A 12,071-nucleotide genomic window follows, 5' to 3' on the forward strand; every position below is an offset into this window, starting at 1 on the left:
GCTCATAGCGCCCAAAGTCCAAGTCGCCCTAGGCTACTGGCCAACTTCAAACGTGCCACATGCCAATTCGAAAGCGCCTGTACACGTTGCTGCTCCGCTTTACTTAAAGCGCTTTGCGCATTCAGCAACTCAATAATGCTCCCTACTCCGGCCTTATAACGACCTTTCGCGGTATCGAACGCTTGTCGTGCACTTTTGAGCAGGTCGTCAGTGGCTTTAAGTCCTTCTGTCTCCGTGGCCAAAGCTTGATAGTTTTTCCATACCTCTAGCGAAACTTGCTGTTCAGCATTCTCAAGCTCCACGGATTTCAGTTCTGCTTGTGCTTTGGCTGCACGTACACGATAACTACGACCAAACCCTTCAAAGAGCGGAATTTTTAATTGTATCCCCACGCTACTATTATCAGACTCAGTCGCAGAAGGCGGTTGACCGATTTGCCGATTGCGGTTTGCCGACCCAAACAAAGACACTGAGGGTAATCCTTCATCGCGTACGGCATTCACATTGGCATTGGCGGCTGCCAGCTGTGCTTGTGCTGCCCGTAAACTGGGATGGGTACGCTTGGCATCAGCAATCAGTTGATTGATTGAGGTGACAAATGCCGTATCCGGCAAATCACGCGTATCGGTACTGACTGTAAAAGGTGTATTCGCATCGACACCCATCGCAACGGCAAGCGTACCTTGGGCAGTTCTCAAATCCCCTAATGCTTTCACACAATCCAGACGCGCTTGAGCGTAATCCGTCTGGGCTTGTAGCTTATCTACGAGCGTACCTGCCCCTGCATTATATTTGGCCTCGGCAGCCTTGAAACTTTCACCAGAAGTCTTTTCTGCCTCACTATAGGCATCCAGAGCACTTTGGGCGCTCATCAAATCATAGTAGGCTTGTGCGGCGGCGACAAAAACCTTCTGTAATGTCAGGTCTTGGGTGGCATTGGCTGCAATCAGCAATTGCCGTGCGTTTTCAAGATTGGCACGACGCAGCCCAAAATCAAACAGTACCCAATTGGCATTCACACCAATATTATGGGCCGAGGTCTTAGAATTAAAGCTTAAATCGGGTCGATCCTGCACCTGATAATTATTCGGTCCTCGACTATAGCTTAATGTTGCATCGGCGGTAGGGAGAAAGGCCGCTTTCGCAACACCGACCTGTGCAGCTTGAATCTTGACGTTGACCCACGCTTGACGCGCTTCAGTGTTACTACACATTGCCCGCTCAACGACCTCAAGCAAATCGACCGAAGTCTTGATACTGCCCCACGTACAGGGATCAGCCATGGCTCTGTCTGGCGCAGTACTACTCGCGGTGGGTTTTGTCGCAGGTTCAGCCCCAGCGGTAGAGAGTGATTCGAGTTGAGGCTGTTTTTTTTCCAACACTTGACCTTTAGAAGGTGTTTTTGAATAGAGCTTTTTTACCGAAAAAGGATCTATTTCAAAGGCATGTGCAGGATTTACGGTCGCATAAAGTGCGATCAACACCCCAACCGTGACCCCGTGACGAGCAAACTTGCTCATATCATTGCTCACTTGACGGTTGTAGCCCCGCCTCAACGGGGACATCGTGTACGACTTTACCGCCTGACAGTACAATCACACGCTTGGCCGATGCAATCGTTTCAGGACGATGGGCAATGATCACCCGGGTCACATCCAGTGACTTCACGACCTGATTGACCTCTTGTTCTTTAGCGATGTCCAAATGACTGGTTGCTTCATCGAGAAAGAGAATCTTTGGACGCTTATACAGCGCACGGGCAAGGAGAACACGTTGTTTTTGCCCACCCGATAAGACTGTGCCCATATCACCGACTAAGGTGTTATAACCCATCGGCATTGCAGAGATTTCAGCATCTACGGCGGCCATCTTGGCGCATTGTTCAACCCATGTCTGATCGGCTTTGGAATCAAAGAAACTGATGTTATCCGCAATCGAGCCAGCAAAAAGCACGTCGTCCTGAAGCACCGTACCGACCATGCTGCGTAGCGTATGGATACCAAGCTGCTTGGTACTGATTCCACCAATCAGCACATCACCGTCAGTCGGTGGTAATACACCCAGCAACACATTCATCAGCGTGGTTTTGCCACAGCCCGAGGGACCAATGATGGCGACGGAATCCCCAGCACTGATCGTAAAGTTCACATCATCCAAAACATAAGGTTCTTGGTCTGAATAGCGATAGCGTAAATTGGTTACGGTAATGGACGGCGTGAGTGGTGCATCCTCAGCCAGCGTTTGACGCCCAAAGACTTCCTCAGGCTCAGTCAACACGATATCTGCTAGACGCTCACCTTGCAGTTGCAGCATTTTGACTTCGACAAACTTATCAATCAACGAGCCCACCCGTCCATCAAACTGCCCTTTATACGCCATGAAGGCCATCAAGGCGCCGACACTGAAATTACCATCCAGCACCAGTAAAGCACCGAGCCAAATGATCAAGATGTTTTCAACGCCAAATAAGACACCATTAAACAGTCTAAACAGAATTTGTAATTTTTGAGTCCGTAAGCCAGCATTGGTTTGATCAACCACAAGCGTCAGCCATGTCGAACGGCGCTCATCTTGGCGTTCAAAGAGTTTGATCGCTTTAACGCCGCGCACCGTTTCCATGAAGTGGCTTTCTTGCTTGGCTGAGTGAATAATTTGCTCTTCAGTGGCATTACGCAGGGGGCGATACCAGATCCAGCGGCTCAAGGCATACAGAACCATCGCCGCAATGGCGATCAATGCTAGCTTTGGACTATAGATAAACATCATGATGAGCGTCACAACGGTCATCAGACCATCCAGAATCGCCTCCAAAAAAGTCGCGGTCAACGTATGCTGAATCTGGTCGATCGAACCAAAGCGTGAAATCACATCACCCAAATGACGTTTCTCGAAGTACTGCACAGGGAGGCGAATGAGGTGAGTAAAGACATTGGCGCGCCATTGCACGTTGAGTGTCGTCCCCATATACATGATGACCCAAGAGCGCATCACACTGACTGCTTGTTGCATCAGCATTAAAATCCCAAAACCTATCGCCAAGGTCGCTAGCAGATCACGATCAGCAGTCACAATCACATTATCGATTACCCACTGCATAAAGAATGGACTAACAAGTGCGAAGACTTCTAAAGCAAGCGCAAGCAATAAGATCTGACTTAAAGAGCGCCATAGTCCTTTAACATGCCCCATGAGCTCACGCAGTCGAACCGCCTGAACCTCTTCTTTCTTCTTAAAATCAGGGTTGGGCCATAGCTCAAGCGCTACGCCTGTGAAGGACTTAGAGACCTCATTCATCGATAACTTACGGGAGCCAAAAGCAGGGTCATAAATAATGACCGATCCGCTATGGACTTCTTTGAGCACGACAAAATGATTAAAGTCCCAATGCAAAATGCACGGTAGCTTGAGTTGATCGAGATCCTCAAGCTCCAGCTTCAATGGGCGGGTTGCCAGTTCTAATCGATTGGCTATTTGAATCAGATTAGCCAGTGTTGCGCCCTTCAGCGAGATCGGATAAGAGCGGCGTAATGTTGCCAGATCAGTACGATGACCATAGAAACCCGCAACCATGCCTAAACAGGCAAGACCACACTCCGTCGCTTCGGTTTGCAGTATAAGTGGTAATTTTTTAGAAAACCCAAAAGACAGCTCATCAAGAAAAGTCATCATTAGCAGCCTAAAATAGAGGACTTAAAAAAAATTAAAGTTTACCGGTCAAGCTATACAGGGGCTCCAGCACCCACTCATACAAATGACGCTTCTCTTGCAGGATGTCAGCATCCAGCAGCATGCCTGCTTGTAAGGATTGCGCTTTGCCGTAGGCTTGGACGGTTTGCTGATTCAATTTGACCGTAATGCGGTACAGGGGTTCACTATTTTGAGTTGTACCATTGATCGGGATACTCATATTGGTGATTTCACTGCTCGGCAAAGCCGTCTTGGATACAGAAATCACGACCCCTTTAGCATGACCAAACTTTTGATAAGGATAGGCCTGATAGCGTAGTAACACTGAATCACCCGGTTTGATAAAACCAATCGCTTTACTCGGGACATACAACTGCGCCTGTAAGATCGAACCGCGTGGCACAATACTCACCAAAGGCCTATTGTTATCCACTGTTTGCCCGACTTCCGCAGTTACTGTAGTCGCAATACCCGACTCGGATGCGGTAATCACCAAACGTCTTTTCGCTTCGCTCTCGGTCAGTTCCTGACTCGTACTGGCAAGTGTGCGATCAATCTGCGCCAACTGGTTTTGTTGATTGAGCGATAAACTACCGAGCGTGTGTTGCTGGGCATCCAATTCACGTCCAACCGTAATGCGATCCCGCTGCAGACTTTGCAGCCGATTGCGTTGATCGAGCAAGTCTTCTTGTTTTTGTTGAAATTGTTCTTTTGAAATATAATCTTGATTCAATAGACTTTGATAGCGACTGATGGTTTGTTCAGCTAATGCTACGCGGCTTTGTTGACCTTGAATTTGACCCGCCAAAGCAGAAAGCTCTGCGCGTAAATCGGTCACTTTTCGGGCCTGTGCAGCTTGGTCATCTTGCTGAATGGCTTTAGTCTTGATTAACTCATCGCGCAAGGACTGCTCGCGCGCTTGAACCTGCCGACTGATCGCATTTTGCGTATCGCCTTGCGTGCTTTGACGTTCACTGGATAGAACGTACAGGACATCACCTTGCTTAACCGCCTGTCCTTCGACCACTTTTTTCTCTAAGACAATGCCCGGCTGCTGCGCATAGATTTGCACAAGTCCCGTATTGGGGATAAGTTGCCCTGTAACCGTACTGCGCTTGGTATACGTTCCCCAGATCAGAAACAGGACCACAATCAGCGCAAGAATGCCTGCAAATGCAGTCATCATGCTAAAAGAAATGGGACGCGCAAGAATGATGTTGCCCAGCCAATTGACCTGTTGGGCATTCAACGCTTCTGTTCGGAAAAGTGGCTTGTTTGACATGGTTAATTTTTCTATATTTGATTTTTTAAATTGTAATTTTTTAAATTGAATCACTTGTTTCAAATTTGTTCCACATCACTAACACCTCCATTCCAAGCTATATCTACTGGCTGGTCAATGTAAGGCCTTAGTCTTTGAAAAAGTATTCCTATTAAGACGAATAGTCAACTATAACTATATAGATTTAGGCGAAAAGATGTCTATTAGTTTACAAAAAGAATAGGAGTCGATCTCCACTATAATCCAAATTCGGAGGCTCAAGATTCATCAGAAATTGATGATTGTCAGTCAATCAATATCGTTCAGTAGCGCAGGGATCACTTTTGGCTGATCAACCAAAATCCGCTTAATCTTTGAGGCTTCGCCGCTCTGAAGCGTGACTTGCCGAAGGGGCACATCAAATTGCTTTGCAATAAAGGCACACAGCACTTGGTTGGCTTTACCATCAATGGGTGGCGCCGCCAAACGAATTTTTAACATGGACGTAGGGATATTCGATGCAGGATGATTGATCGTCTCAAGCCCAAGGATCTCAGTTTTTTTAGCATTGGGCTGAACTTTGACAAAGAAAGCAAAAGCAGGCACAGAGTCACTCAAAATGCATGACTCACTTTTGAATAATGCGAATGACTGTCTGTGCTGCTAAAAAACAAGTTAGAGCATCCCTTGCAGCAGGAAATTATGTGCATAGCTGAGCAAGAAACGCGTAGCACCAATAGCAAGTAACGCAACCAATGGTGACAGATCCAGAGGCCCTAAATCCGGCATAAACCGTCTAAAAGGCGCATATAATGGCTCGGTCATTTGCATAACCAGTACAATCATTGGCGTCGGTGCTTGCGTAAACATCATGACAACGCTTGAAATTATGGACACATAAATCAGAATCTTACACATCCACAAGAAATCATCGAGCAGACCAAAAACCAACTCTAGAAGCAATACATCCGGTCCGATATTGGTTGAGCCATTCAACAAGTTCGTACCGCCTAGATCGACCAAACGAACCAGAACCATCAGTCCAAGTGCGGCCAAATTGATACGACCTTGACCGACTGTTGGTAAAATACGGCCAAAAATATCTACAATGTGCGTCGCACGAACCGTCGACATCACAATCGGGTTGTAAGGATCAACCTGAGTCAACTGCATCATAAAGCGCAGGAATAACAACAACATCGCCACACCAGTGACGATGTTAAAAATCTGTAAAATTAACGAATCCATACAACCGCGTCCTCATTTCTATTTTGTAAAACTTAGTCGATCAAGCATGACAATACATGTCGGGGAATGCGACTTGATATCAAAAGCGACGGTATCAATTGGCTGACAATTCGATACTACGTTTTCCCGCCGCACCTAATGCATCGACGATATGCGTGCGCACAGCATGATCATCCAGATAGTCTATCGCTGCTGCCGTTGTGCCGTTTGGAGATGTCACTTTTTGACGGAGTTTTGCTGGACTGTCTTCACTGATAATCGCCATCTGTGCTGCACCAAGCGCCGTTTGTAAGGTCAAGGCACGTGCAGTCCGTTCATCGAGCCCTTGCGCGATTCCCGCATCAATCATGGCTTCCATCAAATAAAAGAAATACGCTGGACCAGAACCGGATACCGCAGTGACCGCATGCATCAATGATTCATCCTCAACCCACAGCACTAAACCTGCTGCTGAAAGAATGGTTGCTGCCATATCTCGATCCAGTTGACTCAGCAGGTCATCTGCATACAAGCCAGTCGCACCTGTTTGTACCAAAGCAGGAGTATTAGGCATCGCACGTACAATTCGCTCATGTCCTGCAAGACCATGAGCAATCGTCGCAACCGAAATGCCAGCGGCAATGGAAATCACCAGCTTATCTGCAACCAGATCAGCCAATTCAGCCAATACCGCTTGAATGATTTGCGGTTTTACTGCAAGTACAACAACATCTGCACCATTCACCGCTTCAGTCGCGGTCGCAAACGCCCCGACGCCACGCAAGGCCAATATCTCTCGCAACTCAGCAACGGGCTCAGCAACGCGAATCATTGTCGCAGGTAAACCTTCCGCCAAAAGCCCACCAATCAATGCCTGCGCCATGTTCCCGCCACCGATAAATGCAACAATTTTGGTTGAATCAATTGGGGTCACATTGTGTTGTACGCTCATAAAACTAAATCCACGAAATTATTCATAAAAATTATAAAGATTCATCATAGAACAAATCATCAAAAACAAATCATTAAAACTGTGATCCTTTGATCACGATAAGCTGATCATCATCTGTGGCTGCTTAAAATAAACATGCCAAAATCACAGATGATCTCGCCACTGAGCATAACCAAAATCTATTGGAATTTAATGACACTGGATCATTCCCCAACCGGAAGTTTCGACGACCTGAGCCACAGGCCAAAATCCTGCCGCACTAAGGAGTGCTAAAGGCTCTGCATCTAAAGTTTCAAGTACCTGAACTTGCTCACGCTGCCAAGGTGACAAATCCAATGACTGTAACAGTTTTTTGAGTGGCCAGCGCCCCACCCGCCCAGATAAATGTAATGACTCTCCCAGACGACGTGGGCGAAGTCGTAAGGGTTGTCCTAAAAATGTTGGAGACAAGCCACTGGGCATCGATTGAACTTGCCACTTACCCGTGGCTAAATCCAACTGCTGCTCCAGCACAAAAGATCTTTCCTGAATATCGGCTTTAGGCAAATCAAGCGGCAAACGAAACAATCGCCCCTGATAACGCCTAAACTGATAGCTGGCTGTACCCGACTGCCAAATCACTACAGGTGTCGCATCCATTTGGGCATCCATCATCTGCCGTACGGCCTCAACTCGACTCAGTGGTGGAGCATAGCGCTCATCTCCCTGCATCCAGCGCGATAACAGCCACCGTGTCCGCGCCTCGGACAACGTCTGGATCGCAGCAATATCAAGGGTGTTTTGTGATCGCCGTACTGATGCAATATCCAGCAGACCTTGCTCTGTAAGCATAGATTCCGCATCAGCCATCAGTCGTGCAGTGCGTGTCATTGCTGCTTCAAATCCCGGCCACTGGGCTTGCAGCACAGGCCACACTTTCTCGCGTAATACAACTCGATCAAAACTCAAATCATGATTGGCCGGATCATCCACCCAACGTAATTGATGCTGCTCAGCGTAATACTGAATATCTGCACGAGAAACATGCAAGAGCGGCCTGACAATGGTCAATCCGTCTTGCACATTGACTTCCCGCATCGCCGCTAAGCCACTCACGCCGCTACCACTCAGCAAACGCATCAAGACCGTTTCGGCTTGATCTTGTTTATGATGCGCCAGTACCAGCACCTCATCTGCGTCAATCACGTCCTTAAATGCACGATAGCGTGCAATGCGCGCCTCATTTTCAAGATTGCCGGATGCAACTTGAACTTTCTTAACCACCACATCCAGATTTAAGGCTTGTGCCTGAGTGACCACTTGACGGGCCCACTCGCTAGAAGGTGCTTGTAAATCATGGTCCACGTGAACTACGCGCAGCCCAAAGCCAGACTCCGCTTCAGCGCAAATACGCTTCAGCGCAAACAGCAGAGCAATGGAGTCTAATCCGCCACTACAACCCAACAAAAAACGCTGATTCGGTTTAAACCGTTTCAGCGTTTCCTTAATCGCCTGTTCAATCAGCATGCAAGCTGCATCCGTTTTGTCTGAGCCTCACCCGCCGTTCTCATCATGTGATCGGTAAAGCGGGTAAACGACTCCCAAATTTCATCAATCGCTGATAACGTGCTTCAACCAGTTCTGCCACTGGTAATGCACTGAGTTGATCAAGCCATGCCGTCAACGCCACACGCAGTGCATCCACAGCATGATCTGGCGTCAAATGCGCACCCTCACCTTCACTGATCACTTGATCAATCAACCCCAAAGCTTTTAACTTCTGCGCAGTCAATGCCAATGCCTCACTGGCGCGCTCAGCCTGTTCGTTAGTTTTCCACAGAATCGAGGCACAACCCTCGGGTGAAATGACGGAATACATACTGTTTTCAAGCATCAGAACTTTATCCGCAACTCCGATTGCTAGTGCACCCCCTGAGCCGCCTTCACCAATCACAGTCGCAATAACCGGTACTTTCAACGTGGAGAGTACCGCCAGATTTCGCGCAATCGCTTCCGCTTGTCCGCGCTCTTCCGCACCTACACCTGGGTAAGCACCCATAGTGTCGATAAAGGTCAATACGGGTAAGCCAAAGCGTTCTGCCATTTCAAACAAACGCTGTGCTTTGCGATAACCTTCGGGATTGGTCATGCCAAAATTATGATAAATCCGCTCAGCAGTTGTCCGCCCCCGATGCTGCCCAACCACCATCACTGGGCGGCCATTGAATCGGGCTAATCCACCAATCAGTGCGTGATCATCACCAAAAGCGCGATCGCCATGCAAGATATCAAACTCTGTAAATAAGCCATTCACATAATCTAAAAATTGCGGGCGATCCGCATGCCGTGCAATTTGCACAGTCTGCCATGCGCTTTTAATCGGATTCAGTGATGCATTCATGTTTTATCCTATTCAATCATGAGCCAATTAAGGCGAGCAAACTGCTTTTAAAACACCATTATGCTTCAATTTCGGCTTTAATCAATTGCACGATATCCAATTCAATCCCCCAATTCGCAAACTGGACAATCTCCTGCTGCAGATCCGCTTGCAGCATAGGCCACTCAGCACCATGCTGATCGACCGCCAACTGCCACGTTTTCTCATCAATAATCGATAACACAAATGTCGGTACGACTTGATCATAGCGAGAATGATGGAACAGGACCGATAAGCGTAACAACAGACATAATGTTAATAACGACTGACCACCGGCATGCAGCACTTGCGCGCGTGTTTCAACCCGAAGCTTACGGCGATGCAGACCAACGAGAAAAGACAGACGTAATTGATCGACCTTAGAAAAGCCGGGCACATCAGAATGCTCAAGCAGGTACGCCCCATGACGATGATAACTACCATGGCTAATGGCCAATCCAATTTCATGCAAATAAGCCGCACGACGCAGTAAATCACCGTCTTCTTCATCAAGCTTTAAGGCATCTGCCACTTGCTCAAACAAAGTACGCGCGGTCAATGCAACCCGCTCTGCTTGACGAGGGTCAGCGTAGTAACGCGCCATCAAAGCTTGGACACTGCGATCACGCACATCTTCATGGCGGAAGCGTCCGAGCAGATCATACATGACCCCCTCACGCAGTGCGCCATCGGAATAGCCCATTTTTTCGATGCCGAGAATTTCAAATAAGCCCATGAGTATGGCAAGACCGGCAGGCAATACCGCTTTACGGTCTTCTTTTAAACCTTCGAAATAAATGTCATCGGTATGCTTCCACTTCAAGATCTGCTCACGCAATTTTTCGAGTGCCGCATACGTGATATGCCCTTGTTCGTCTGTGAGTCCTTGCTGCATGAGCAACTGACGCGCAGCCTTAATCGTACCGCTTGATCCGACCACCGTGTCCCAACCCGTTTCACGATAAATCGCTGCAATCGCAGTCACTTCCTTACGTGCTGCAGCTTTGGCACGTTCAAAAGACATTGGATTGATCTGGCCATCTAGGAAAAACTGGCGTGTATAAGCAACGCAGCCCATCTGTAGCGATTCAGTTTGTAGTGGCTCAAAATCCTGACCAATAATAAACTCAGTCGAACCACCACCAATATCGACCACCAACCGACGACCACCAGCCGCCGTAGTATGCGATACACCCAGATAAATCAGACGCGCCTCTTCACGACCGGCAATAATCTCAATCGACTTCGGCAGTATCCGTTGCGCTTTATCTATAAACTCTTGGGCATTGGTCGCTTCACGCAGTGCATTGGTCGCCACAATGCGCATCCGCTGGGGAGTGACACTCCCAAGCCGCCCCACAAAACGGGAAAGACAATCTAATCCACGCTGCTGCGCCTCTAAACTCAACACTTTGTCAGCATCTAAGCCTGCGGCTAACTGCACTTTTTCTGACATTGATGCAACTTTACGCACTTCGCCGTGATCTAAACGCGCGATTGCTAAATGAAAACTATTCGACCCGAGATCAATCGCGGCCAAAAGTTCTTCTTCAGGGAAAAAATCAGCCATCAGCAAATCCAAAAACGATAAAAACCATTAAAAGAAAAAAGAAAAATTGGAGAAATTCTCATCCAAAAAAAACGCTAAAACACGATTGGGGGTTAACTCGCTACCCGTCCTAGTCGCTTGCATCAAACGTATCACACGTCAATTGACCTGAGTTTAACGCGAAACGTCACCAAAGCCCAACCAAAACGTCATCCAAATCGACTCAAAATGCTACCAATATTTCACCATGTCGTCATATTAATGATATCGATACGCGTTAATAGGCGACTTTGGTCGGCATAACTCGCTGATTTAAAACTGACATCATCGACAGAACCGATCAGCCCCATCAGAAGAGCCCATTTGACAGTCAAGGCTTTACCCTTGAAAATGGCAACATTACCCTACATATCAACACTACGCAGTTTGAGTAGCGCCATGCTTTAATCACGGAAAGATCGATACTGGTAAAACATCCCAATGATCTTTCATGATTAAACATGTGTATCGTAGGTCTACCGATTCACCTATTTGGAGTCCGCCATGAGCGACCTGATTATCAACACCACTGACAGCAACTTCAAAACCGACGTCTTGGATTCAGACATCCCTGTACTCGTTGATTTCTGGGCAAGCTGGTGTGCACCTTGTAAACAAATCGCTCCAGTTCTGGAAGCACTGTCAGCAGAATACGAAGGCAAAATCAAAATCGTCAAAGTAGACGTGACTGCCAACGAACAAACTTCTGTGGATTATAACATCCGTAACATTCCTGCTCTCTTGATCTTCAAGAACGGTGAGAAAGTAGATCAAAAAGTTGGCGCAGCACCGCGCTCACAATTGGTTTCATTCATCGAACAACATATCTAACAGATCTTGAGTGATGGGCATGCAATGCATGCCCATTGCCGCTTATGCGTTTTTTTGTATTGTTTTTAAATTTAGATGCGTTACAACATTGACAAGTGCTTATCAAAGCTCTTATAGTTCCTAATAA

General features: G+C 47.4%; 11 protein-coding genes. 1 reads left to right on the forward strand and 10 read right to left on the reverse strand.

The features are described from left to right. Positions 1–2 precede the first annotated feature (2 nt). The 10 genes from HYN46_RS12200 to HYN46_RS17535 all read right to left on the reverse strand — a co-directional run bounded on the left by HYN46_RS12200 (position 3) and on the right by HYN46_RS17535 (position 11,448). Complete coding sequence (locus tag HYN46_RS12200) at positions 3–1,520, reverse strand: TolC family protein (RefSeq protein WP_162818186.1); 1,518 nt, start codon at positions 1,518–1,520, stop codon at positions 3–5. A gap of 1 nt (position 1,521) precedes the next feature. Then, positions 1,522–3,666 carry a peptidase domain-containing ABC transporter gene (locus HYN46_RS12205; protein ID WP_114899640.1) on the reverse strand — a complete coding sequence of 715 codons (2,145 nt, stop codon included), beginning with the start codon at positions 3,664–3,666 and terminating at the stop codon, positions 1,522–1,524. Positions 3,667–3,700: 34 nt separating this feature from the next. Beyond that, on the reverse strand, positions 3,701–4,969 hold the full coding sequence (locus tag HYN46_RS12210; RefSeq protein WP_114900745.1) for an HlyD family secretion protein: 1,269 nt from the start codon (positions 4,967–4,969) through the stop codon (positions 3,701–3,703). A gap of 288 nt (positions 4,970–5,257) precedes the next feature. Further along, the gene (locus HYN46_RS12215) at positions 5,258–5,554 is read right to left on the reverse strand and encodes a DUF167 domain-containing protein (RefSeq protein WP_210009175.1); all 297 of its coding nucleotides are present in this window, start codon (positions 5,552–5,554) and stop codon (positions 5,258–5,260) included. 69 nt (positions 5,555–5,623) lie between these two features. After that, complete coding sequence (locus tag HYN46_RS12220; protein ID WP_114899642.1) at positions 5,624–6,196, reverse strand: YggT family protein; 573 nt, start codon at positions 6,194–6,196, stop codon at positions 5,624–5,626. 94 nt (positions 6,197–6,290) lie between these two features. After that, positions 6,291–7,127, reverse strand: a complete 837-nt coding sequence (gene proC / locus HYN46_RS12225) for a pyrroline-5-carboxylate reductase (RefSeq protein WP_114899643.1) — start codon at positions 7,125–7,127, stop codon at positions 6,291–6,293. 189 nt (positions 7,128–7,316) lie between these two features. Beyond that, positions 7,317–8,633, reverse strand: coding sequence for a tRNA lysidine(34) synthetase TilS (gene tilS / locus HYN46_RS12230; protein ID WP_114899644.1), 1,317 nt, complete (start codon positions 8,631–8,633; stop codon positions 7,317–7,319). Positions 8,634–8,676: 43 nt separating this feature from the next. Then, complete coding sequence (locus tag HYN46_RS12235; protein WP_114899645.1) at positions 8,677–9,507, reverse strand: acetyl-CoA carboxylase carboxyltransferase subunit alpha; 831 nt, start codon at positions 9,505–9,507, stop codon at positions 8,677–8,679. A 58-nt stretch (positions 9,508–9,565) separates the two neighbouring features. Continuing rightward, the gene (gene ppx, locus HYN46_RS12240; protein WP_114899646.1) at positions 9,566–11,095 is read right to left on the reverse strand and encodes an exopolyphosphatase; all 1,530 of its coding nucleotides are present in this window, start codon (positions 11,093–11,095) and stop codon (positions 9,566–9,568) included. A gap of 221 nt (positions 11,096–11,316) precedes the next feature. Further along, a complete protein-coding gene (locus HYN46_RS17535; RefSeq protein WP_265935980.1) occupies positions 11,317–11,448 on the reverse strand; it encodes a hypothetical protein in 132 nt (43 codons plus the stop codon). Between the two features lie 169 nt (positions 11,449–11,617). Here HYN46_RS17535 and trxA point away from each other — a divergent pair, with 169 nt between their 5' ends. Beyond that, on the forward strand, positions 11,618–11,944 hold the full coding sequence (gene trxA / locus HYN46_RS12245) for a thioredoxin (protein ID WP_114899647.1): 327 nt from the start codon (positions 11,618–11,620) through the stop codon (positions 11,942–11,944). Positions 11,945–12,071 lie beyond the last annotated feature (127 nt).

Origin of the sequence: Aquirhabdus parva (genome assembly GCF_003351745.1) — a bacterium.
Lineage (GTDB): Bacteria > Pseudomonadota > Gammaproteobacteria > Pseudomonadales > Moraxellaceae > Aquirhabdus > Aquirhabdus parva.

Coding starts and splice junctions, on each gene's coding strand:
- HYN46_RS12205 (WP_114899640.1), bottom strand. CDS start 3,666: ATGACTTTTCTTGATGAGCTGTCTTTTGGGTTTTCTAAAAAATTACCA.
- HYN46_RS12235 (WP_114899645.1), bottom strand. CDS start 9,507: ATGAATGCATCACTGAATCCGATTAAAAGCGCATGGCAGACTGTGCAA.
- HYN46_RS12210 (WP_114900745.1), bottom strand. CDS start 4,969: ATGTCAAACAAGCCACTTTTCCGAACAGAAGCGTTGAATGCCCAACAG.
- tilS (WP_114899644.1), bottom strand. CDS start 8,633: ATGCTGATTGAACAGGCGATTAAGGAAACGCTGAAACGGTTTAAACCG.
- HYN46_RS12200 (WP_162818186.1), bottom strand. CDS start 1,520: ATGAGCAAGTTTGCTCGTCACGGGGTCACGGTTGGGGTGTTGATCGCA.
- proC (WP_114899643.1), bottom strand. CDS start 7,127: ATGAGCGTACAACACAATGTGACCCCAATTGATTCAACCAAAATTGTT.
- trxA (WP_114899647.1), top strand. CDS start 11,618: ATGAGCGACCTGATTATCAACACCACTGACAGCAACTTCAAAACCGAC.
- ppx (WP_114899646.1), bottom strand. CDS start 11,095: ATGGCTGATTTTTTCCCTGAAGAAGAACTTTTGGCCGCGATTGATCTC.
- HYN46_RS12220 (WP_114899642.1), bottom strand. CDS start 6,196: ATGGATTCGTTAATTTTACAGATTTTTAACATCGTCACTGGTGTGGCG.